We start from the raw sequence: 23,099 nt of genomic DNA, 5'->3' as shown, positions 1-23,099 counted from the left end.
CACTTTATAAGTGCATAAAAAATAATGCTTTCTACGGCATTAGCAATGTGCCAGTACCGTGTTCTACATTAAAAGTGCATAACTATTACTGCACTCTCATGTACAGCCAATGTGCAAGAGCAGTATTCACTGTAATGACAACGATTTTTCAGGAATTCCAGGCTCCGAAAAAAAACTTACGCCCAAATTAGTTGAGTCGAGGGGGAGTATTATCTCCCGCCCCTCTCGTTTAGATCCGGACGTGCGGCTTTCGCTGCATCCGGCTCCCGACAATCTTGGGTCTACCCTTTGCTCATGTGGATGTATTGATGGCATGATTTATGTACAACTAGAAGGTTTTTAGGTTTCCAGTTTTGATGATTGCCATCCAGGTGGTGAAGATTGACTTCTTCTCCCGGAGTGAGTTTTAGCCCACAGTATCCACAGGTATGATTTTGCTTCCTTAAAACTTTAGCTGTTGGCCCATCGTAGTGGTTGGATTCACGTTTGCTCCAGTAAACTAAGTCACCGTTGAAAGGGGAAGCATCCCCGGATACCATAACGTGTTTACTTTCGGAGTAAGGAACTGCTGGGAATGCCTTCTTAATGAGAGCATCGGTTTGGTGTCGGTTCAGGTGACTCTGTTTATTGAATACTTGCCACGCACGGTGGTTTAAGTACCATAGAGAAAACCGCGAACCTGACATTTTGCAGTATCGGTGATAGTTTCTCCATCCTCTGATAATAGGGGCAAGCTTAAAAGCCTTAAATTCAGCACCATAATTCGAGTTGTTGACGATGGATTTAACCTTCTTACGGAAAGCCAAATAGTTCTCCTCTGAGGGAGTGGATTTGAATTTCCCATTTCTTTGGACTCGAAAATTCCAGCCCAGAAAGTCAAAGCCATCTGTCGCTTTTACGAACCGCGTCTTGGCAGCCTTGATATTTAGTCCGCGTAGGCGCAAAAATTCTTTAATTTCGAGACCTCAAAATGAAAAATTAGTGCCTTTTCCCTCGATATATCGCTTTACCTTGTTTGGCTTGAAAAGTTTGTATATCCTTGGTAAATCTCTCAAAGTTCTCGCCTACTTTGTACCCTTGGCTTCGTCGCCATAAAATGTAAAACTCAAGTTTCTCCCAGTAGTAGGGAACGAATGGAAACCAGATATCAAATGCCATTGCCTTGTGAATTGCTCCAAAACGATATGCAATCGCAATTTGATTGCAGAAGCTCAAAAATGCCCTCACATGAATGTGTAGTTTGTGATCTTTGTTAAGAGCTTCTATACGTTCATTGTCGTCATTTGATGATGCTAACCACTCATCTACTATGGCTCTAGTTTCTATTATGGATGGATCACTTAGGTGTTCCATATAATCCATAGTTCGGCTGAATTTGAATTGCTGAATGGATAGCATTAACCCTGCTGCAACAAAAAAAATACCAATAACCGTACCCAAGTCAGCAAAATCATTGAGTGTCATTGATTTCATCAAATATTAGCTAAGTTTTTTATAAAGTTTAATTCGGAGACGGTCACGATTATCCTACTGGTATCTAGAATTTTCAAACCGTGTTTTTCCTTAAAATGTCTCTATCTCTGGGTTTTGCGTCTGACAGTCTCAAAAAATGTCCACCCTTAATCAACTCTGACTCTTGTTTTGGTATCCATAGAGATAACCTAGATTATGTGCTGAGAGTTGATTCTTCATGGGTTACGGCAGCTGTAAAAGTTAAATCAAGCGTGTCTATGTCTTCGTAGACCCAATCAACCAGACGCATAAACTTTAGTTCGATTGCTCCTAACTCCAATACAGTTTTTCTGGTTTTAGATTGGTCGTAATAGATGAATCTTCTCTCTTCGTCGTCTTCACCCCAGTACAAATTTTTTACCACTACATAATCAACCTGATTACCGCAAGTTTCTATTAACCTTTTGAGTTGAATAATGCTGTCTTTACTCCTACCTAGTACCGATACCATAGTTATTCGGTAGCCCAAGGAGGCTGATTCTATCTCTTGAACAAAATCCTGAAAATATTCCCCTACTCCAGAGGGCAGATCCACTAAAGCTACAACAGGATTTAATGACGATAAATCATTTTTTAAAATCTCGCTGAATCCCCATTGATTGAATTTGATTGTTCTTACTCCTCCTGGGACTGATGAGTTATAGTGTCTCCACAGTTGCGGATTATTAGAGTCACAGTCATAAGCTACAACGTTAATATCGTTGGCCAAGTACATATCTAAGAGGAACCTAGCCACAATACTTTTACCTGTACCTCCCTTTTCACTGGTACACACCACTATTGTTTTATTAACTGCTGTTTTTTTTCCGTGAGGAGTAGTTTTACTCATACTGCAACCAGCTTATAAATCTTCCCTTTTGTAAAGTTGAGGTACAAAGTCTGCCCTTGTTGTTTCGCTGCTTGGTTTTGATTCTTCCTTCTGCTCCTGCGCTCCTGGCTGTTGTTTTTTACTCTTGTCCCTCGTACTCTTTACAGGTGCTTCTTCAGCTTCGCTGCTGGCTGTAATTTCTTGCTGAGTTTCAGTAGCAGAATTCTCTGATGTACTACTGCCGCCGTTATCAGATGCCTGATGACGGCGACGGCTGCTTTTCTTCAACTCACCGATTAAATATTTAATTCTGCTGCCAGCCAAGTTAATCCCCAAACCCTTCAGCATTTCTGAGACTTCATCGTAAGTGTAGCCGTACTTATCAGAAGTCAGCTTCTCAATGTACCGTCTCATTTTCCGAACTGCGTCTCTGTCCGATACATCTTCTCGCTCTTTCGGCTTCTGTGACTTGAGAAGATTGATGGCTTTATCAATCTTCTCTTTCGTAATCACTTCTGAATTCTGATGTTCAGCCATTGTTATCTCATGAATAGTAATTAACTCATAATTATCGACTATTTGAAAAAATCTGTATTAACTTGTTTTCAAAATGCTAAAAAAAATTGACTATTGCGGCTACGCCGAATTATCTTTTCGTTTTACAGCTTCGCTGAACTATTTTTTATGTGGCAGCTTCGCTGATATTTTTATTCAATCTAACACCAGAAACTCTAACTATTACAGCAGGAACTGAATCTAGGATTTTCATATAGCGGCTACGCCGAACCAGAATCTACCTCCTGCTTGATTTTCTCAAATTCCGGCTACGCCGTTGATATATCCCTCTTACCATTGTAGGATTGACAGCAGCACGGCTACGCCGTCCCCTGCCCCCGCCCGTTTTGTCGCCTCCCCCGAAAATGGGCTAAAAGCAAGCCATGCCTCAAAGCTAACGCTTTGCCTCGCTGCGCTCGGACGGCGGCTTGTTCAAGGGGGCGCACCCCCTTAAAAAACCCCGCGTTGATTTGTGTTCAAGTCCTTGGTTATGGTCAATCGTAAGCAGTCAAAAAGACTCGTCAGGAAGCACCTCTTCTCGCTGAGATTGAGTGAGATTGAGTTGGACTTGCTGCGGTTGAAGTCAGCAGATGCGGGAATGTCAGCGAGTGAACTGATGAGGCGTAATGGATTGTTGCGACCACTGCCTAAACGACTAAGTAAAATTAGCCTAAAAGCATATTGGGAATTAGGACAAATCGGTAACAATTTAAATCAGCTTGTCAAAGCCACAAACACAGCAATAAAAATGGGGCGTACCCCACCAGCCAACCCAGAACTGTTAGAAGAACTTTTAGAAGTGTTGCATCAGTGCAGACGAGACATTGCACAAGTTGAGACAGAAGATAACGACTGGGAGGAAGAGGAGGAAGATAACGAAGATGATTGGCAAGCAGACGAAGGGTAGAGGTTTTCGCAAGCTGTTAGATTATTTGCACAACAGCGAAAATGCCAAACTAATTGGCGGTAACATGAGCGGTCGAAATCCCAGAGAATTAGCTAGTGAGTTTCGACTGTCTCGACAACTAAATCCAGATGCCGAACGTGTGGTTTACCATGTTTCGTTATCATCTGCTAAGGGTGATGTAATTTCTGAAGATAAATGGTGTGAAATTGGCAATCGCTACATGAAAGAAATGGGTTTTGATGCCAATCAATTTGCTATCTTCCGCCATAAAAACACCGACGATGATCATGTCCACATTGCCGCCAGCCGAATCAGAATGGACACAGGGTTACTGGTAGATGATTCCTGGGATTATGTGCGCTCTGAGAAAGTGCTGCGGCAGATTGAGCAGGATTATGATTTAGTTCAAGTTCAAGGCAGCAGAGAAAAACTGAATCGCACCCAAAGCACAGGACAATTCAGGCGCATTAAGCGAGAGCAAGAAGAATATGAAATTGGTAGGCGCGATGAGCCACCAGACAAGAGCATTAAGGAGCTAGTTCAGCAGACAATTGACAACGCATCTGTTGATCATCCCCAGATGCCCGAATTTATAACGCGGTTGCAGCAAGCTGGTATTAGTGTAAGGACAGGATTTACCAGGAATGGGAAGTCAAAAGGTATCTCTTATGAGAAAGATGGAATTGCTTTTAGTGGTACACAGTTAGGTGCGGCTTATACTTTCCCTGGTTTGCAAAAACATCGCGGTGTTGACTACCAGCCAGAACGTGATGATGAGCGCATTAATCTAATTCTGCTGATTCCTGATAAACCACTGCCAATTGAGCAGTTAGAAAAGCAATTTCTTGAGCTTAAACGGAAACAAAAGAAAGCAGGGGGAGCAGGGGAAGAGGTGCAGCAGGGGGAGAAAGAATTATCTCTCAATTACTCTGCTTCCTCCCCAGCCTCCCCAGCCCCCCCAGCTTCCCCAGCCCCGATATTTGCGCCACCAGCAGAGGATGAATCTCTTTGTCAGGTATTGTACAATTACCTGAGCGAAAAACGTTTTCTACCTGATTTTCTTGTAGAAAGATTGCGCCTAACTAAGTTGGCTTATGTCTCAGAGCAGCGTCAGATTTTGTTTATCAAGCGTGATTTAAATGGTGAGAAAACTGGTGCATTAATTTGGCCAAACCCGGAGCATGATCATCGCACTATTGAGTACAACCAAAATGCTTCTGTAACGTCCGGTTGGTTTTATATACAGTTGGCCAAAAACCCCCAACAAGAAACTAAAAATGTCCTCCTGTGTTCTACCCCAATCGATGCGATGTCGGCAGCAGTATACGTTATGTTGGCATCCCAAGGACTACCAGAAAAGAGAACCATGTTTATGGTGGCTGATGACCCCAATAATTTACCACTGGAATTTCTTAGAAATACCAATCAAGTAATCCTGGCATTTAATAATGATGACCAGGGAAATCAAACGGCTGATGCCGTATTAGAGTTGTTGCCCCAAAGTAAAAGGCTGAAAACGGTTAATCCTGATTGGAGTCAGGAATTAAAAGCTCATTACAGGGAGGAGCAGGAAAAGCAGAGACAGCGAGATCGTGGTTTCAGCCTGTAGCTGGTGTGTGCCGACGAACTCGTTGCCGCTTCGCTCGACTCATGCGGTCTTCGGGACGGGCAAGACGGCTCTTTCTTGGGGCCGACTATCGAAGGCAAGCCCGCCCCGAAGACTCCACTTCGTCGCATGATTCGCAACGAGTTCTTCAATCTTGGAAATAAGTGGATGCCTAAGCCAGAACTGGAGCTTACCCATCAATGAGAACAATGTTTATCGTAGCTGATGACCCGAACAATTTACCCCTAGAATTTCTCAAAAATTGCTATAGGGTAGTTCTGGCATTCAATAACGATGAGCAGGGGGAGAAAACTGCTAATGCAGTATTAGAATTGTTGCCGAATGCTCAAAGATTTAAACCGACTTATCCTGATTGGAATCAGGAATTAAGAGTTCTTTTTTATGAGGCGGAACAGCAACGCAAACAGCAAGAGCGTAGCCGTGGTTTTAGCCTGTGATCCGCGTCCTTTGTACTAGCTTACACATAGACTTGAAGGTTGATGAACCTATCTCATTTGCAACTGGGAAGCCTACTCACTGTATCGGCGATGATGACTATAGAAACAAGTGTTTTGTCGATACAAACTGGCTGGTTATCCGGTTTGCAGAAGAACAAGTCTCATCTCAACCAGAATGCTACGCTCGATTTATTGCTGGCGCGATCGCCCAACTGACAGATAATAATACTTATCGCCAGAAGCTACTTCATGTAGAGAAAGTCACTCCTATACGTCAGTGGTCTGCGCGTCAAGCTTCCAGATTAAAGAAAAGTGATTACCGCCAAGGCTATCTTGGCGAGAGAAGAAACTAAGGATGTGAAAAAATATTTAACGGCATAGTTATGCCGCGCGGTTATAGCTGTTACACAAGCGCCCTACGACCATCCATTGCTATCCATGAGTGCCGGTATCCCAAACAGCCCCACCACCATCTCTATACACAACTACATTGCCATCAGATTGAATAGCTAAAAACTTTCCTCCCGCATCAATTATTGTACTGTTGCCATCAAAACGAATCTTCTGAGTTCTGCCATTGATTTGATTGGCTAAATCCACAGCACCATTGGCTGTATTCTGAGCATTGTTGGCTCTATTTACGGCATCGTTAGCTGTATTCTGAGCATTGTTGGCTCTGTTTACTGCGTCGTTAGCAGTATTCTGGGCATTGCTAGCTGCATTCTGAGCAGCTTCAGCAGTTTGTTGAGATCTTTGAACTGCTGCGCCTACATCATCTAGCTGGGCTGATTTAGCTCGGAAAGAGGCAATCTCATCCTCTAGCTGCTTAATGCGCGTTTCGAGTGCCGTAAGTGGTGTCATATCGTCCTCAAATTGATTCCACAGTTGAAAAAGTTGACCGTACTTAATCCAATCTTTGATTGCTATACTTTGTAACCCAGAACTACCAGACACACCTGGAACTGACCCTCTAGCAATACAAGACAAATGCCAAGCTCTGTGCTGCAAATCTCCATAGATAGTCTTGATTTCCCTAACTGAGTCATCTAGCTCTAATCGTCTAAGCATCGTACACTCAAAAAGATTGTACAGATCACCGATCGTTAAATCCTTGCCTAAAGTGAACTGTAAATCAAATTTAATTCGGCAAGGATCTAACGGGTTGGGAATCAGTTTGACTACTTTCTCCACTTCTGCTTTGAATTCGCCGATTGTTCCCGTAAGAATGCGATCTCCCTCTTTGAGTATTCTGTCTGCTAGATCTTTGAAGCCACTAAAAATTTGATCTATAAGACTACGAACATCCTCAACTAATCTCCTTCTAAGTTCGTCAACTTTCTCAAAGAACGGATTAATTAAGTTGTCTCTGACTCCTATCAATATATTATTGACTGCACGCTGTACTTCCTCAACCAAACCAGAAAGCTCTAGAGAAATCTTGTCAATGAGACTGATTCCTAAAGTCTCCACTTTAGAGAGTAGTTCATTTGCTACAAATGCTACATCACCAAGAAGAGTCTTCAATTTATCAAATATCTGGTTGATTAAAGCTACTATCTCAGCCTTGATGCCAATATCAACATCAACATCAAGGGCAGCTTTAACTGCGGGTGAAAAAATTGCTTTGACCTGATCCACTATTTTTTTGCGAAAGTCAGATGCCTTCGGCAAACTCCAGGAAGGTAACGTCAGTCCCGGAATTCCAATATCCACCATGTGACACTCCAGATAAGTCTGTTTACAGTTTTTGGATTTGCAACCCCTGAAGCTTTAACTACAGCTTATTTCTGGTTCCTAACCAGTAACTTTATAGCCACCGTCCTCATCAAGGACTAGCGGCATAACGGCGGAGTTGAACCGCACCTTTGGCTACTCGCCCTCGGGCGATTAACGAGGTGTCGGTTCCAACGAAGTGTTGTTGTGACGACGCTTCGCAGATTTTAGCATATAATGTCAATTTTTATACTGCTTTGGCAGAACAACTATTTATTATACGGAAACTTTCTGTATAATCTTTTTCTCAACCCTAATGTATTAAGCATTACAACGAACTCTTGTCTGAATATACGGAAAACTTCTTTTTTACCCCCTTGTTTGGGTATTCTACCGAATTTTTCCGTATAACCACCCTTCACGGGAGGATTATATAGAATTTTTCCTTATAACTTCCTTATTTAGAGTATTAAACTAGCAGCAACACGCTTAAAAAATTCCTCAATACTTATATTGGGGATGAAGAATCTGTCGATAAATTCAAAGTCTCTAGCATTGAACTGACGCTTAAGCTCTTGCCTTTCTTTTATTCTTCTTTCTTCGTCCATATCTGTTATTCTTATTAATTTACATAATTATTAAGCTATTTCTTCTTAAATTACCCAGATGTAGGTGTATTGCTTCCACCAACTTTACGTGACTGTGCAATCTGGTGATAAAAGTTTAGTTAGTAAGTTTTTCAGATACATATAAATGAAGTGTTTGCTCTACCTAACTTTACCCAAAACAAAAATAAACATTGTTTCTTGGCTACTTACCGTTATCTTTAGTTGTAACGGTGCAGCTAAACCAACTCACTTATGAGCCAAATCATCGCAGTTTTTAATCAGGCGGGAGGTGTTGCCAAAACCACCCTTACCCAAAACTTGGGCTACCACCTAGCGCAATTGGCCCATCGTGTTCTGCTCATCGACATCGACCCCCAAGCCAGCTTAACCATTTTCATGGGCAAGGTTCCAAGGGAATTAGGGCAAACTGTCTATAACGCCATTGTGGATGAACTACCCCTGCCAATACATGAAGGCATTCATGGCATGGATTTAGCCCCGGCTAACATCTCTTTGAGTACGGCAGAAATGCAATTGGTTAATGCTTCCATGCGGGATTTTCGCCTCAGAGAAGCCATCGAACCAATCCAGGAGAATTACGATTTCATCCTTATAGATTGCCCTCCCAGCTTAGGTTTACTCTCTTACATCTCCCTCGTAGCTGCCACTCATGTTCTCGTACCCCTAGAAACCCATTTCAAAGCCTTTGAGGGAACAGGCGAATTACTAAAAACGGTTGCTACAGTTCGCAATAAACCCAACCGCAAACTACAAATAGCTGGGTTTGTGCCGACAAAATACGATGCCCGTAACTCCCAAGACACCCGTACTTTAGCAGCCATCACCGAACAACTAGCAAGCGCTGGAACTGTCTTTGCCCCGATTCCTCGCTCTACTGCTTTTGTTGATGCTTCAGAGGAACGAATGCCACTTGCCGTTTATGATCCTAAACACCCATCTGTTGCCATCTTAAAAAAAATAGCCCTTAGCATAGAATCCTTAAAATGAGACGCACTAAAGCAAGCCAACCTCTTAAAAGCAAAATTGATGTACCTTGGGACACTACAGGCGCATTGAATGCTGGTTCTGCTCAATCCATGCCCTTAGACCAGATTGTTCTGCCGCCGAATCAACCGCGCCGTTATTTTGACCCAGAAGCATTAAAGCAGTTAACCGAGTCGATAAAGCAGCATGGCATCCTGCAACCTCTGTTGGTGCGTCCAATTGGCGGAGGAAAATACGAAGTAGTAGCAGGAGAACGACGCTACAGGTCAGGAATTGAAGCCAAACTTGAAGCTGCACCTGTGGTTGTGCGTGAGCTATCTGATGACCAAGCGTTTCAACTTGCACTGATAGAAAACTTACTTCGAGAAGACCTGAATCCAGTTGAAGAAACTGAAGGTATCCTGCAACTGCTGTCTCTCAAACTAGGTCGAAGTGTTGAGGAGATACCCCCATTCCTGTATCGTCTACAACGACTACAAAACAAAGCATCTACAGTTACCCATAACGTTATGGGCGCTGTTGTTAGCGAAGGTGATGAACCTACCCATAACGTTATGGGCGGAGTTGAAAATGATTCTACCAATAACGCTATCAGCGACGATAAAGGCGATATTGACTTATCTACCCATAACGTTATGGGCGAAATCGAAACGGATGATTCAGTCCTTAATCATGAGCCTGCTGTAAACCAAGACCTCAAAATCGTTGAAGAGGTGTTTTATGGCTTAGGGTTAATGACCTGGGAATCTTTCGTTAAGAACCGCCTGCCCTTGTTAAACCTCCCAGAAGATATCCTTGATGCGCTAAGGGAAGGCTCACTTGAGTACACCAAAGCTAGAGCGATCGCCCAGATTCAGAAATTAGATGAGCGTGTTGAGTTTTTAGAACAAGCTATTGCTCAAAACTGGTCTTTAAGCGAAATCAGACAGCGCATTAGTGAGAAGAAAGCCGCAGCATCTACCTCTAACACCGAGTCTAACGATTACAAAGAGCGCTTTACTGCTGCGACTACTAAACTAAGAAAGTCCCGTATTTGGTCAGATCCTAAGAAGCGCAAACAGATAGAGAAACTACTTGCTCAATTGGAGACGCTGACAAATGTTGAGTAACCTGACATACCAAAACCAGGACGTAGAAAGCAAAAGGCTCAAATATTTTTTATACTAAGCTTTAGTGCCTAAGATTCATGTTTAAGTGACCATGCTAGAGTCAGAAAAACTTATCCAGATAGTACAAGCTTGGTTAGGCTATATCAGGTTAGAAGAACTGACTCAAGCTGAGGTCGAGCGTTCTTCAGATATCTATTCAAAAGTAGTAGATAAGGGAGTGCAGCTTGTTGGCAACAAGCTACTGTTAGATAGCGAAGTATTTACACAATTCCAGCAACGGCAGCAAGCAGCCAAAAGAGGTAACAAAAATGATGTTCAGATGGCTGTTGCTTTCCCACAAATCTATATAATCAACGGCAAGGGCAAAGACCAAAAGCTGAAATACCTACCTCTGTTCACAATTGATATTTCACCCATATTCAAAGGTAATTACCGCAAAACTGGCTGGGACTTGACTGACTACGAGTTTCAGCCAGTGGTTGTTAATTTGATGCGGCTGTACGGACTAGAGGAGGAGCAAACTGAATCACTGATTGTTGCGTCAGGAATTTTGAAATTTTTAGAAGACACATTTAAAGGAAGATTCCCAACGCTTCGAGACTTTCTTGAACTGGTAGATTTACCCGAAGGAAAGTACAAAACCTCTCGACAACCTTATTTGCTACGCTGCGACTTTACACCCTATAACGCCTTACTTAAGCTTGACTTACAGGAAATACTCAAGGAACTTCAACAACCTGACTGTAATAGCGAATGGCTAACTGAAACTCACCCAGCGATGCAGTACCTTTGGGGTCAGCCACAATCACCCAGAGATGAGGTGATATTCTGGGGGGCTTTCCCTGACCATGCACCTGATGAATTTCAAGCGTCCGTCCTCAAACATACCCAAGAGAACTTACTAACTGCTGTTTGTGGGCCTCCGGGGACTGGAAAAACAGAAGTGTTTCTGCACCTTATAGCCCAGCAAGTAGTAAATCGAGCGTTACGGCTTGTTCACGGTCTTGATGATGTAAATAATTTAATATTCTTTGTCGGCACTAATAACAGCACCGTTAAAAAATTCCAACAACGACTGGCTATAGATTCTCCTGTTCAACAGTTTTACCTTCCAGGCGGGAACCAAATTAATATCCATAAGGAAACCCTACCCAAACTGCAATCAACCCAAGATTGGCTGCGTAATACTGAATTTAACCTAGATTATTGGCAACAAGCCAAACTTGAATTGTTGCAAGCTGAAAGTGAAATTCAGCAACTCCAAGAGCAAGACCGCTTGAATACTGCTCAAAAAGTCATTGATGTCGAACGGCGATCGCAACTTTATGGAGAAATCGAATCACTCAATAACGATATTGCAGCTAAGTCTGCTTCCTTAGAAGCCCTAACTGAACAGCTATCAAGTTTGGCTGCTTACGAAAATTTTCCCATTGATGCTTACGAACAGATACAACAGGCGTTATTCCAAGCAGAACGCGAACTGCCAAAAGATTCCGACTCTATGACGAAACGCGCCTTGGACTGGCTTAATGCTACTACCGACAAGCGAATTTTTCAGCGTTTGGCGAATCGGATAAACGCGGCTGTTTTAAACACTTTAGCTACAGCGCATCCCTTTCAGATACCCATTGACCCCTCTAGTTTAACTACAGCAATCACCTCTGTTAACCAAAAAATCGGTTTCTCACGGCAATGGTGCAATCTAAACCTGGAAGTAACTGAAATTCAAAACCAAATAGCGGTTTTAACTAAGGAACTAGAGTTAAAGCAAGCTCAAAAGCAACAAATCCAAGGACAACTTGATAGTTACCCCCAAGCCGATTTTTACAGTCGTTTTTACCGTGACTATCACCTTTTGCAGCTAGAACTATTTCAACGAGCCTGGGCGTTTCTGTTGCAAGAAGTCCTCCGACGCAAGCATAGCGTTATGAGGGCATTAGAAACTTACGGCAGTGTATTAACCGGGGATGGAGAGGCATTACTAAAACTGTCAACTGATAGTGATGCCATCTACCGTGACTTGAGCTTGATTTTCCCTGTCATTACCTCCACCCTTCAATCAATGCGGAATATGTTGCCCATTCTTCAGCCTAATATTATAAAGCTGGCATTGGTGGATGAAGCGGGGACAACTCTCATACATCAATTATTTCCTTTGCTAGTGCGATCGCAAAGGGCAGTAGTAGCAGGCGACCCCCAACAAATTGAGCCTATCGTTAACATGAGCGATGATACCATCAAGCAATATTTCAAAACTGCCTTTCTGGATCGGGGCATGAGGAATGAAGATTACTATTGCTATGCCCCCACTGCCAAATACACGGCTACCGCTTATCATCGTGCTGCTGGTGCTAGTGGTACTGAAGGGGACAATGGCAATGGTATTATTCTGAGAAATCATTATCGCTGCACGCCGGATATTATTCAGTTTTGCAGCCCCAATTATCCCGGTGGTCTGCAAATCCTTTCCGATGATCACCGGACGGCAACAGAACCGCATCTCCTGGCTTACCATGTTGAGGGAAGCCACACCCATAACACTAATCCAGAAGAAATCAACGCTGTAGAAGCTGTAATTACATCCTTGCTCAAGCAAGGTTACTCTATTAGCGCGGAGGATAACTCAAAGACAATTGGGGTAATGTCGCCGTTTTTGCAGCAAGCTAACGCGCTCAAGTATTGGCTCTCTAACCGTTGGCGAAACTTTTGTTGGGATGATATTGGTACGGTTCATAATTTTCAAGGTGGGGAGAAAGCAGCTATTATCTTTTCTGCTTACCAGTGTCACCAAGAGCATAGTTTTTGGTTCCTTAACCGCAAACCTAATTTACTGAATACAGCCGTTAGTAGGGCAAAGGAATTGTTTATTTTGGTGGGGAATCTCAGAGAACTAGAATTAGCTGGAGGTGAAACCAAGCGGTTAGTTGAGCATATTCGGCAACATGGAGAAATTCGCACTTGAGTAAGGCTAGAATGGACTTATTTAATGATAATTATGGTTGTAAATCCCACAAAAATTCATGCTTTAGTAAGTCTGCCTGTATCCAAGCAAATCAAGGTCTGAACAACTCAAGCCGTAGTAAATTAGTGTAATATTTATCAATAAACTGTAACTAGCTAATACTTAATTATTGATATTTACTTGACTTATTAAAGGAGCGTTTTTGATGGATGCTTATATTAGGTTTGAAGGAAATGTTACTGATAAAGTTTCTTACGACCTAGAAAATCTAGCGTATCTTATTGAGCAAGACTGTGACTTATCTGTAAACCGTGAAAAACAAGCTCCCCAAGCTGGAGTAAAAGAAAGTGGCTTGATAATTGGTCTTACAATTGCTGGTTTAGCCCTATCAGGGATTCAAGCTTTATTTGCAGCACTCTCTTACTGGGACTCTCAACAGAAGCAATACTCATTACATATATCTTGGGGTAATAAAACACTTGATTTTGAAAATATCCAGCAACAAGAAATTGACAGAATTTTGTCTGATATTGTTAAACTTCCTCATTCAAAAACTGAGAGAATGGACATAAGAATTATAAGAAAATAAAAATATTTATGTCACAAATTAATTATAAAAGAAAACCTTTTGTTGTAAATGCTATTACAGGTGAAGAGCTAAAAGCAGGAAACCGCGATGTAGGTAGAATATATTATCTTCTTGTCGATGATAGATATGGATGTTGTGAAGCTGATATGCCAGCAAAACAAATTCACAATCGACTAGAGTTTATGACTACTTTCTCTGAACGAATAGATAATTGGAATCCTCACGACCAACTAATTTTTTACTTTTCCGGACATGGAGATTTACGTAATGGAGAATACTGCCTAAAATTAGGTTTAAAAGAATCTGATTGGCATCCATTTGACAGTATACTCAATGAATTGAAGATGTCCAATGTTACCCGCGCAATATTAATAATTGACGCTTGCCGTAGTGGTGCTGTTGTTGGCATTAAAGGTTCAAATGATGACGACAATACAAATGATGCCTACAATGCAATAAACAAAGATAAGATTCCTCAAGGTATAGCAATTATAGCTTCTTCTTTAGCCAGTCAAGTAAGCATTGAATTAGATAATAGTTCTTATAGCCTTTTTACACACCTTTTGTGTGAAGGTATCGAAAGTGGTCTTGATGGCAAGCATAATAATAAGGCACTAATCTCTATTGAAGATATTGTTGCCTATATTTCTCATAAATTAACTACTGAGAAAAATTATTCAAAGTATTTTCAACGACCAATTTTTCAAATTGGCAAAGCTCATGGAGAAATTTGGTTGACTAAAAATATAAGCGGTAGTGTTCATAAACAGCCTCAACAACCTTCTAGTACACTTTCTATACCCCGTAATTTTTGCTTGCACAAATATCAACAATCAATTAAAGAAACATACGGTTCTCTGAAGTTAGATAGTCTGGATACAAGTGGTTATGCTTATAACGAACTAAAGTTATGGCGGATGTTCATACCACAAAACGTGCGAGAAGTTCACCAATTTTTACCTCAAATTTATGAACTTCCTAAAGAAGAACAAAAACGATTGTTAGAGAGTAACCAACTAGATCCGCTTTCTCAAAAGGACTGGGAAAAGTATCAACAAGCTTATTATCGACAATTCCCTCGCTGGGTATTTGAGATTTGGAATGATAGTCAAAATAGCCGATATGTAGTGATTCTTGGAGATCCTGGGTCGGGCAAGTCTACTTTGTTACAGTATATGGCGTTAGAATGGGCAGAGTCTCCAAGTGAAGATTTGTCATCATTGCCTATTCCATTGCTAATTGAACTACGCACTTACATTCGGAAATCTAAAGAGAATAAGTGTAAAGATTTTTTAGAGTTCTTTGATAAAGCTAACGGCATCATCCATCGCTTTGACCAGCATCAATTGCATGAATATTTAACAGCAGGTAAAGCGATTCTCATGTTTGATGGTTTAGATGAAGTCTTTGCTCCAGAGGAACGACAAGATGTTATCAACGATATTTATAGTTTTACGAAAGAATACCCTCAAGTGCGAGTAATTGTAACATCTCGTGTAATTGGCTACAAACCACAACTGTTGAGGGATGCTGGCTTTCGTCACTTCATGTTGCAAGATTTAGAACAGTATCAAATTGATGACTTTATTCATCGCTGGCATGAATTAACTTTTAATGATGAGGCTGAAAAAATTAGAAAGCGTGAACGTCTCAAAGCAGCCATCAATACATCTTCTGCAATTCAACAATTGGCAGGAAACCCTTTGTTATTAACCATGATGGCCATTCTTAACCGCAACCAAGAACTACCGAAAGACCGTGCAGAACTTTACAATCAAGCTTCACGGGTATTACTGCATCAATGGGATGTAGAACGTACTCTTGTAGACCAGAGGTTAGATCCCCTAACAATTGATTACAAGGATAAACAGGCAATACTGCGTCACATTGCTTACCATATGCAAGCAACAGAGCAAGGACTAACAGCCAACCTAATTGTTTCCAATGATTTAGAAAATATTTTGACTGATTATTTGAAAAGAATAGAAGTTGTGTCACCAAAAGCTTTTGCTAAGTTGATGACAGAAAATTTGCGAGTTCGCAATTTTATTTTGTGTTTCTTAGGTGCAGATTATTATGCTTTTGTTCATAGAACCTTTTTAGAATATTTCTGTGCTTGGGAGTTTGTATGGCAGTTTGAGAAGGAACGGACTATTTCAATTGAGGATTTAACAACGAATGTTTTTGGCAAACACTACAATGATGATGCTTGGCAAGAAGTATTACGCTTAATTGCTGGAATGATCCAGCCTAAATTCGTAGAGCAAATTATTTTATATCTTATTAATATACAAGATGATAAAAATGAATTTTTTAGTCTATTTTTAGCGGCAAAAATAATTTATGAAGTCAGGAATCCTGCGGATATATCAGATGCTAATAATCAAGTTTTTGAAAAATTAAAAGAGTTAGCTAAAAATGACAGTGTAGATAATATAACGCGCATTCAGGCTATTTCAGTAATATATAACAATTGGAAAAATAGCTCTAAAGTCTTATCTCTTTGTATAGATATGGCTCAATCTAAAGTATCACCTTCTGTATCAAAACAAGCTGTTAAGATATTGGCAGAAATAGCACAAGAAAGTTCTGAAGCATTATCTTCGCTTAAAACCATTTCCCAGTCAGGTAATGAAATAGCAATAGAAGAGTTAGCACGAATTAAAAATGATGATCCTGAAACAATAAAGATTCTTCAAACTTTTGCTCTTGCAGCTAATCCAGTAGCAATAAATGAATTAGTTAGAATTGGAGGTGATGTTCCAAGCACTTTACCAATTTTGAAGAAAATTCTTTCTTTACCTATAGATGAAGATTTAAAATATTCTGTCATAGGAGCGTTAATTAGACATTGGAAGCACGACTCTGACATCTTACCTATTCTTAAAAAGCTTGCTCGTTCTGGTAATAAAGCTGCAATACGAGGGTTAGCACAAACCTGGACACAAAAACCAGAAGCATTATCTATTATCGAACAACTAGCTCGTTCTGGTAATAAAGTTGCAATAGAAGAGTTAGCCTGGAATTGGCATGAGCATCCATCAACACTGGATATACTGAAAGAAATTGCTCAATCAGGTAACCTAATCGCTGCAATAGAGTTATTACTCCTTGGAAAAATAGATATTGAAATTTTCGATTTTCTTGTAGCTCACATTCATGACTTCAATTATAAGAAATTCATTGACTACGATAGTTATAAGAAATTCATTGAGTACGATATAATCAACGATTTAGAAAATTTTTTAATTACATATAGTTATTCTTTAAGAGAATTTATTTTAAATAAAACGGATGATGAATTAATAACTATTCAATTAAATAAATTAAGAATGAAAAAAAGAGGAATTGAATTAGATCAAGGACACTTTAGTACACTGCGTACCAAAATTAAAAATTCTGAGTTACTCAAAGCAGCTTTATCTAGCTTAGGTATAACAGTTAAAACTGATGCAGATGTTCGTGGTTCTAATCAATACAGAGTTAGATGTGATATTGTTGCTGTTATGAAAGGCAGATTTGATCTTGGCTGGTCAATTAATAGTGATGGAAGTTACAATCTGATTTGTGACCTTTGGGGTATTGGAAAGACATACAACCAGACTGAACTTATTAATAGTATTAATCAAAGATATGCAGCAATGGCTAAAGGATATAAACGTTTTGTCAAGTAAACACTAATATAATTACATCAAACTATTTTCATTCTTAAAAATTTAAAATGTCTCAGACCATCGCTTAACCAAAACCTCCCCAGAACTCCTATCAGGGTAGCCACCGAGATACCTGCAAAATGGGACACGTTGTAAAGTTTTGTAAAGCTAATTGTCAAAAACCTTGATTTACCGTTGTTTCAGCATCAACCATTACTTAACTATTCAAATGAAGACATTCCCGAAAAAGGTCATTTTTGGGCAAGTGTCAGGGACAAAAAGAGGTGAAAGCTTGGTTTTACCGTGCAAAAATTTGATTCCCCATTATCATTTTTGGGCAAGTTAGTAAATCAATAAGGGATTGTTTGCAATATTTATTTACAACGTGTCTCTTTTTGCAGGTATCTCGGCGGCCACCCCAATAAACTTATCTTGACTTTTTATAATACATAAGTTACAGGTTGTATTACATAATTCTATTCATAATTTGAGACTATTAATTATGCCTGCAAATATTAAGCAACACTATGTACCTAGATCAATACTTAAAAGTTTTGCTTTTAATGGAAAGCGAGTTTATTTTTTGCGTAAGACAGAATTTGATATGCCTATTCGTAGTGAAAATGTAGAATCTATCTGTAAAGAAAATGGCTATTATAGATTTGATATTGAAAGGGAAGATAATTCTATTAGAAGAATTGACTACGATCTAGAAGTATTTCAACAAATTGACAATGATATAGCTCCTGTTATCAGAAAAATCATTGAAGATGGAACAATAACTAATCTAGAAATAGAAGAAAAGAAAACGCTAGTTAGATATACTGTCTATCAGTATCTTAGAGTACCACCAATTAGGAATATTGCCAATTCAATATTAAGTGACGAAGAAGAAGCAAAAAAGGCTCATGCTGAGGCTTTGATAAATCCTGAATTTGTTTTTTCTTCATTAGAAGATATATTAAGGAATCTTAAGTTAGATACAATCAAACCAATTGTAGGAGATGAATTTCTTATCTCGGATGCTGCTGTTTTATTAGACCCCACAGGTGAAGGTATTTACTTTCCCATAAGCCCCGATATATGTTTGGTTTACTATCATCCAAATTATGGTATTGCTAACTCTATTGATTCAATATGTATTAATGAGTTACAGTTTTTGGCAGCTACACAGTTTGTCATTGCTAAAAGTGAATTAGTTCTCGATAAAATCAAAAAATCTCAACATAAAAAACACATTCAGAATGTATTGAGAAATTCTGAAAATAATTCTTACTGGAAATGTATCCTTGATAAAAAAAGTTTTGAAAAATGCTTTTTGGAGCAAAATAGAAACAACATACTTGACCCTCTAAAAGAAGAGTACGATAAAATGTTAATATACTTTATGGGTAGCGATGAGCAACCAAAATGAATTATCTAATTTTCATTTACTTACTGGCGTTTGCCTAAAACTATATTTCCCTATATTCAAAAATCCAAAGCAGAGATCGCGTTCTGCTTCTGCTTCTCAGTGACACCCAGATATCGTTCCAACGCTGCCAAAGTGCGATGCCCCGATATCTCCTGTATGTGCCTCAACGGTATCCCGGCATCGCTCATTCTAGTTAACGCCGTTCTCCTGAAACTGTGCGTACTCACCCCCTCAATCCCCAGCCGCACACAGGTATCTCTGAGGATTTTGTCAGCACTGACCTTGTGAATATGCCCCAACCCATGCCGCCCCGGAAACAAGAACTCCTTGCGGCGGTTGGGGTTGTACTCTTCTAAATACTGCTTCAGCTTAGGATGCACTTGAATTTCCCTAGTGTCCCGCTTGCCTTTGGTGTTAACGCTCCGTAACACCAACACCCCCCTAACCCCATTGCTGCCAAACACATCTTTTACCGCCAGAGTGCAAGCTTCGTTAATGCGGCAAGCAGCATAAAGACACACGCCGAACAGTGCGCGATTACGCGCAGCGTAGTGCCCATTCGGGCAATCGCGTGGGTTGACAAAGCCCTCAGTAAATAGGAGATTAATTTGGTCGGGGGTGAGGATTTCTGCCCTGCCGAAACGGTTTATTTTCATAGGGTCTAGCCTACATTATCTAACAACATGAAGACAATGTAAGTGACCGAAAAGCCGATGATTTCGTGGGCGGTTCTACCCGGTTAACCTTGACTTATCAATCAGCCCGACAGCGCGAACGCTACACCCCGCATTCTTTCGTTAGCTGATTAAATTTGCTTATCCTCGCTGCGCGATGACCACTTACAGGTATGATCCACATCTGTCTACACCGCCATCTATATAAGGTGTTGGCATTAAACTTGTAGTGCTAACTTTTGCCAATCTTTTAGCACTACAAGTGGCGAGGTGCAAAACAGCATTTCCGTGCCAAAGCTATATATTGATATCGCTGTTGATATCATTTTCCCGTGAACGGGAATGGTGGTCACTCCTCAACCGCAGGCTGGGTCAGATAAGCGATCTGCCTCAAAAAGAAAAAGGCGATTAACGCTACAAATGCGATCGCCTTCTCCAGTTTTTTACTTCAGTCCAGACTGTTCTTTACTCTTGAGCTTGTCATTCACAAACGTAGCTGTGATTTTAGACCCATCAGAGTTGCTCCAAACAAAGGTTGCTGTTGTCGCAGAGCGGCTAACCTCAACACCTCGGTACAAGATTGACCGCACTTCGGTTAAGGACATTCCTGGTTTTAGTTGTTCGTACTCTGCACGACCGAAGCGACCGAGTTCAGGTTGGGCAGATTGTTCATGCTGCTGAGAATTAAAAGCAGTTTGAACGAAACCATACGCTAAACCTGAACCAAGCATAACCCCCAGTGAAAGGGCAACATTCATCAGTGAGCGGACGAGAGTATTATTATTGGACTGTATGGGGTTATTTTTATTAACCATTGAAGTAACTCCTAGAAGTTTATTGTTTGCTGCTAGTTTGGTGTCCGCCAGACTAGCTTTAACTTTCCTCTACTACAATGAGACCCCAGAATTTCAAAACTTTGGTCAAAATTAAGACGTAGACTTATGTAAGACTTATGTAAAAGTTGTGGTGGGTTAATGGCAAGGTCATCAAGGTCACTGCAAGCATCAACAGCAGGACTAAAAACAGCTAACGACGCATTTAAGCTGAAGGGGTGGACTAAGGAATACTTTAGAGCGGTTGTCGGCTGTTCTCGTCCAACCCTCAAAAATTTTTTTGACAGACAACCTGTTGAGAATGGTATATTCCAAGCTATTTGCACAGAGTTGGGCTTGAAGTGGGAAGAGATTGCGGAACTAAAAACCGGAGAAGAAAAACCCGACCCAACAATCGATGATTTAGTAAATGAGGTACGTAAAAAAGTCAGCGCAGACATCCAGAAGCGTTGTGGATTTATGCGTGTTTTAGACATGACTCACCCCATCGGTTTAAATGACATTTACACCGATGTCAACATTCTGGAGAAAATTACAGGACGCAGACGCTTAGAAATAGCTCAACTTTTAGAAAAGTGTAACTCGGAAGACTTCGAGCGATTTGGACTGAATCAAGTGGTAGAAAAGCGAGTTCCAGGGCTGGCGGCTGTTGAGCAAAACTCCAAACTAATGATTTTAGGAAAGCCGGGGGCTGGCAAGACAACTTTTTTAAAACGAATAGCAATTCAATGTAACTCAGGGCAATTTTTAGGTAATTATGTTCCCATTTTTATCACGCTCAAAGACTTTGCTGAAACACCCCAGCAACCAAGTTTGTTGCAATATATAAATAACCAATTTGTTATTAACAAGATTTCAGACCAAGAGATAACTAAAACGCTGTTGGAGCAGGGTCGGATAATTATATTGTTGGATGGGTTAGATGAAGTTACGCAAGCATATAATGACAGGGTTTTGAGAGAAATTCGTGACTTTTCTACTCAGTACGATGCCAACTATTTTGTAGTTACCTGTCGGATTGCATCGAAAGAATATACATTTGAACGGTTTACTGAGGTTGAGGTTGCCGATTTTGATGATAAGCAGATTGCGGAGTTTGCCACAAAATGGTTTCAAACTAAAGACCCAAAGAAAGCTGAACACTTTATTCAGAAACTCCAACAAAATCAACGGATTAAAGAACTAGCAACCAATCCCTTGCTCTTGACGCTTCTCTGCTTGCTATTTGGCGAATCAACAGATTTTCCCTCTAACCGTGCTGAACTTTACGAGGAAGGGGTAGAAGTATTGCTGAAAAAGTGGGATGGTACACGCAGCATTGAGCGTGATCTGGTTTATCAAAAACTTTCTCTCAAGCGCAAAGAAGACCTACTCAGTAAAATTGCCTTAGAAACCTTTGTGGATGGCAATTACTTTTTCAAAGAAAGACTTGTCGAAGAATACATTAGTGATTACATTCAAAATCTACCTGATGCCCAAACAGATCCAGAAGCACTTTTACTAGATAGCAAAGCCGTACTGAAATCTATTGAAGCACAGCACGGATTACTGGTAGAACGGGCAAGGGGAATTTATTCATTTTCTCATTTGACGTTTCATGAATTCTTCACTGCTAGAAATATCGATTCTCAGCAGACATTTCAACAGTTGGTTAGTCATATTACTGACAAGCGTTGGCGAGAAGTCTTCTTGCTAACTGTAGGGATGTTGAAAAATTCTGATGACCTGTTGCAGTTGATGAAGCAGCAGATTGATAAGCTCTTAGCAGGCGATGAAAAGCTACAGCAATTCCTTACCTGGATTAATGAAAAATCACGTTCTGTAAAAAATCGTTATAAACCTGTTGCTGTCCGAGCCTTCTACCTCTCCCTCACCCTCTCCCGACCCCTCGACCCCACCCTCACCCTCACCCTCACCCGAACCCTCTCCCAAACCCTCTCCCAAACCCTCACCCGAACCCTCTCCCAAACCCTCTCCCGAACCCTCGACCTCGACCTCGCCCTCGCCCTCGACCTCACCCTCTCCCGAACCCTCGACCTCGACCTCACCCTCGACCTCGCCCTCGCCCTCGACCTCACCCTTTCCCTCACCCTCACCCGAACCCTCTCCCAAACCCTCTCCCAAACCCTCACCCTCGCCCTCGACCTCAAATTAAAGCGATCGCTACAACAACTCAAAGACCAACTGCCTGACCGAAGGGTTGATGATAAAAAATTATTTGAGCATTGGTGGCAAGAAAATGGTCATGCTTGGGCTGAAGAACTCAGATCCGTGATGATTAAGCATCGCAACATTGGACATGACTGGCAATTCAACGACGACCAGAAACAACTGTTGCGGCAGTATTATGACGCTAATAAGTTGCTAGTGGATTGTCTTAACAGCGAATGTTATGTCAGTCGTTCAGTTCGCCAGGAAATTGAGGATACATTGCTGTTGCCAGTAAAGCCTCAGCAGAAAACTATAGACTCACCGTAACCCAATCTTGGGAGCGCGCATAAAAACAATCAAAGTAGTTGTACTATCGCTGGGACAAATTGACTTCTGCTAAACATCAAAAACCCTTGATAGGCAATAGAAACGCTCAACTTCGTTGATGCGGCGATAGTACAAATTGAACCTTGCTAAGAGCTTTCGTTAACGGGACTTAAACAAAACAAAAAAGTAAAAAAGGCTATAATGCTTAAATAGCA

The 23,099-nt window shown here is 40.9% G+C and carries 19 protein-coding genes and 1 pseudogene; 11 read left to right on the top strand and 9 right to left on the bottom strand.

Going from position 1 to position 23,099, the window contains the following annotated elements; genetic code table 11:
• Window positions 1-281 precede the first annotated feature (281 nt).
• The 4 genes from AC5JL8_RS29935 to AC5JL8_RS29920 form a co-directional block, all read right to left on the bottom strand.
• Window positions 282-806, bottom strand: a complete 525-nt coding sequence (locus tag AC5JL8_RS29935; protein ID WP_495883316.1) for an HNH endonuclease — start codon at window positions 804-806, stop codon at window positions 282-284.
• A 172-nt stretch (window positions 807-978) separates the two neighbouring features.
• A complete protein-coding gene (locus AC5JL8_RS29930; RefSeq protein ID WP_495883315.1) occupies window positions 979-1,473 on the bottom strand; it encodes a DUF4760 domain-containing protein in 495 nt (164 codons plus the stop codon).
• A 193-nt stretch (window positions 1,474-1,666) separates the two neighbouring features.
• Window positions 1,667-2,341, bottom strand: a complete 675-nt coding sequence (locus AC5JL8_RS29925; protein ID WP_495883314.1) for a P-loop NTPase family protein — start codon at window positions 2,339-2,341, stop codon at window positions 1,667-1,669.
• A 12-nt stretch (window positions 2,342-2,353) separates the two neighbouring features.
• Window positions 2,354-2,857, bottom strand: a complete 504-nt coding sequence (locus AC5JL8_RS29920; protein ID WP_495883313.1) for a hypothetical protein — start codon at window positions 2,855-2,857, stop codon at window positions 2,354-2,356.
• A gap of 508 nt (window positions 2,858-3,365) precedes the next feature.
• Between AC5JL8_RS29920 and AC5JL8_RS29915 the strand changes: the two genes are divergently transcribed.
• The 4 genes and pseudogenes from AC5JL8_RS29915 to AC5JL8_RS29900 form a co-directional block, all read left to right on the top strand.
• Window positions 3,366-3,782 carry a plasmid mobilization protein gene (locus AC5JL8_RS29915; protein WP_495883312.1) on the top strand — a complete coding sequence of 139 codons (417 nt, stop codon included), beginning with the start codon at window positions 3,366-3,368 and terminating at the stop codon, window positions 3,780-3,782.
• Window positions 3,757-5,391: a relaxase/mobilization nuclease domain-containing protein gene (locus AC5JL8_RS29910; protein WP_495883311.1), complete on the top strand. Its 1,635-nt coding sequence runs from the start codon at window positions 3,757-3,759 to the stop codon at window positions 5,389-5,391. Before AC5JL8_RS29915 ends, AC5JL8_RS29910 begins: the two co-directional genes overlap by 26 nt.
• A gap of 197 nt (window positions 5,392-5,588) precedes the next feature.
• Entirely contained in the window at window positions 5,589-5,846 is a 258-nt protein-coding gene (locus AC5JL8_RS29905) for a hypothetical protein (RefSeq protein ID WP_495883310.1), read from the top strand.
• Between the two features lie 14 nt (window positions 5,847-5,860).
• Window positions 5,861-6,199: pseudogene (locus tag AC5JL8_RS29900) on the top strand (hypothetical protein); the annotation flags it as partial.
• A gap of 79 nt (window positions 6,200-6,278) precedes the next feature.
• On the opposite strand, the gene AC5JL8_RS29895 reads toward AC5JL8_RS29900, so the two are convergent.
• The 3 genes from AC5JL8_RS29895 to AC5JL8_RS29885 form a co-directional block, all read right to left on the bottom strand.
• Window positions 6,279-7,562, bottom strand: coding sequence for a hypothetical protein (locus AC5JL8_RS29895; protein WP_495883309.1), 1,284 nt, complete (start codon window positions 7,560-7,562; stop codon window positions 6,279-6,281).
• Window positions 7,563-7,671: 109 nt separating this feature from the next.
• The gene (locus AC5JL8_RS29890; protein WP_495883308.1) at window positions 7,672-7,803 is read right to left on the bottom strand and encodes a hypothetical protein; all 132 of its coding nucleotides are present in this window, start codon (window positions 7,801-7,803) and stop codon (window positions 7,672-7,674) included.
• Window positions 7,804-8,020: 217 nt separating this feature from the next.
• A complete protein-coding gene (locus tag AC5JL8_RS29885; protein ID WP_495883307.1) occupies window positions 8,021-8,167 on the bottom strand; it encodes a hypothetical protein in 147 nt (48 codons plus the stop codon).
• A gap of 252 nt (window positions 8,168-8,419) precedes the next feature.
• Between AC5JL8_RS29885 and AC5JL8_RS29880 the strand changes: the two genes are divergently transcribed.
• The 6 genes from AC5JL8_RS29880 (at window position 8,420) to AC5JL8_RS29855 (ending at window position 18,899) form a co-directional block, all read left to right on the top strand.
• Window positions 8,420-9,175 carry a ParA family protein gene (locus tag AC5JL8_RS29880; RefSeq protein WP_495883306.1) on the top strand — a complete coding sequence of 252 codons (756 nt, stop codon included), beginning with the start codon at window positions 8,420-8,422 and terminating at the stop codon, window positions 9,173-9,175.
• Complete coding sequence (locus tag AC5JL8_RS29875) at window positions 9,172-10,281, top strand: ParB/RepB/Spo0J family partition protein (protein WP_495883305.1); 1,110 nt, start codon at window positions 9,172-9,174, stop codon at window positions 10,279-10,281. Before AC5JL8_RS29880 ends, AC5JL8_RS29875 begins: the two co-directional genes overlap by 4 nt.
• A gap of 91 nt (window positions 10,282-10,372) precedes the next feature.
• Window positions 10,373-13,243 (top strand): DEAD/DEAH box helicase, encoded by a 2,871-nt coding sequence (locus tag AC5JL8_RS29870; protein ID WP_495883304.1) that lies wholly within the window; start codon window positions 10,373-10,375, stop codon window positions 13,241-13,243.
• 205 nt (window positions 13,244-13,448) lie between these two features.
• A complete protein-coding gene (locus AC5JL8_RS29865) occupies window positions 13,449-13,832 on the top strand; it encodes a hypothetical protein (protein WP_495883303.1) in 384 nt (127 codons plus the stop codon).
• 8 nt (window positions 13,833-13,840) lie between these two features.
• The gene (locus AC5JL8_RS29860) at window positions 13,841-17,506 is read left to right on the top strand and encodes a caspase family protein (protein WP_495883302.1); all 3,666 of its coding nucleotides are present in this window, start codon (window positions 13,841-13,843) and stop codon (window positions 17,504-17,506) included.
• Window positions 17,507-17,987: 481 nt separating this feature from the next.
• Window positions 17,988-18,899, top strand: coding sequence for a DUF4238 domain-containing protein (locus AC5JL8_RS29855; RefSeq protein WP_495883301.1), 912 nt, complete (start codon window positions 17,988-17,990; stop codon window positions 18,897-18,899).
• Between the two features lie 56 nt (window positions 18,900-18,955).
• Here AC5JL8_RS29855 and AC5JL8_RS29850 read toward each other — a convergent pair whose 3' ends face one another.
• On the bottom strand, window positions 18,956-19,555 hold the full coding sequence (locus AC5JL8_RS29850; protein ID WP_495883300.1) for a tyrosine-type recombinase/integrase: 600 nt from the start codon (window positions 19,553-19,555) through the stop codon (window positions 18,956-18,958).
• A gap of 461 nt (window positions 19,556-20,016) precedes the next feature.
• Window positions 20,017-20,388 (bottom strand): hypothetical protein, encoded by a 372-nt coding sequence (locus tag AC5JL8_RS29845; protein ID WP_495883299.1) that lies wholly within the window; start codon window positions 20,386-20,388, stop codon window positions 20,017-20,019.
• A gap of 159 nt (window positions 20,389-20,547) precedes the next feature.
• On the opposite strand from AC5JL8_RS29845, the gene AC5JL8_RS29840 reads away from it, so the two are divergent.
• Window positions 20,548-22,884: an NACHT domain-containing protein gene (locus AC5JL8_RS29840; protein WP_495883298.1), complete on the top strand. Its 2,337-nt coding sequence runs from the start codon at window positions 20,548-20,550 to the stop codon at window positions 22,882-22,884.
• The last annotated feature ends 215 nt before the right edge of the window (window positions 22,885-23,099 follow it).

The sequence above is a fragment of the Mojavia sp. genome (assembly GCF_059505145.1).
Note: the sequence above shows the minus strand (reverse complement) of the source record. Positions and strands in the feature narration are given on the sequence as shown.

Coding starts and splice junctions, on each gene's coding strand:
- AC5JL8_RS29905 (WP_495883310.1), top strand. CDS start 5,589: ATGAGAACAATGTTTATCGTAGCTGATGACCCGAACAATTTACCCCTA.
- AC5JL8_RS29880 (WP_495883306.1), top strand. CDS start 8,420: ATGAGCCAAATCATCGCAGTTTTTAATCAGGCGGGAGGTGTTGCCAAA.
- AC5JL8_RS29845 (WP_495883299.1), bottom strand. CDS start 20,388: ATGGTTAATAAAAATAACCCCATACAGTCCAATAATAATACTCTCGTC.
- AC5JL8_RS29875 (WP_495883305.1), top strand. CDS start 9,172: ATGAGACGCACTAAAGCAAGCCAACCTCTTAAAAGCAAAATTGATGTA.
- AC5JL8_RS29920 (WP_495883313.1), bottom strand. CDS start 2,857: ATGGCTGAACATCAGAATTCAGAAGTGATTACGAAAGAGAAGATTGAT.
- AC5JL8_RS29855 (WP_495883301.1), top strand. CDS start 17,988: ATGCCTGCAAATATTAAGCAACACTATGTACCTAGATCAATACTTAAA.
- AC5JL8_RS29910 (WP_495883311.1), top strand. CDS start 3,757: ATGATTGGCAAGCAGACGAAGGGTAGAGGTTTTCGCAAGCTGTTAGAT.
- AC5JL8_RS29860 (WP_495883302.1), top strand. CDS start 13,841: ATGTCACAAATTAATTATAAAAGAAAACCTTTTGTTGTAAATGCTATT.
- AC5JL8_RS29885 (WP_495883307.1), bottom strand. CDS start 8,167: ATGGACGAAGAAAGAAGAATAAAAGAAAGGCAAGAGCTTAAGCGTCAG.
- AC5JL8_RS29840 (WP_495883298.1), top strand. CDS start 20,548: ATGGCAAGGTCATCAAGGTCACTGCAAGCATCAACAGCAGGACTAAAA.
- AC5JL8_RS29870 (WP_495883304.1), top strand. CDS start 10,373: ATGCTAGAGTCAGAAAAACTTATCCAGATAGTACAAGCTTGGTTAGGC.
- AC5JL8_RS29915 (WP_495883312.1), top strand. CDS start 3,366: ATGGTCAATCGTAAGCAGTCAAAAAGACTCGTCAGGAAGCACCTCTTC.
- AC5JL8_RS29865 (WP_495883303.1), top strand. CDS start 13,449: ATGGATGCTTATATTAGGTTTGAAGGAAATGTTACTGATAAAGTTTCT.
- AC5JL8_RS29895 (WP_495883309.1), bottom strand. CDS start 7,562: ATGGTGGATATTGGAATTCCGGGACTGACGTTACCTTCCTGGAGTTTG.
- AC5JL8_RS29925 (WP_495883314.1), bottom strand. CDS start 2,341: ATGAGTAAAACTACTCCTCACGGAAAAAAAACAGCAGTTAATAAAACA.
- AC5JL8_RS29850 (WP_495883300.1), bottom strand. CDS start 19,555: ATGAAAATAAACCGTTTCGGCAGGGCAGAAATCCTCACCCCCGACCAA.
- AC5JL8_RS29930 (WP_495883315.1), bottom strand. CDS start 1,473: ATGAAATCAATGACACTCAATGATTTTGCTGACTTGGGTACGGTTATT.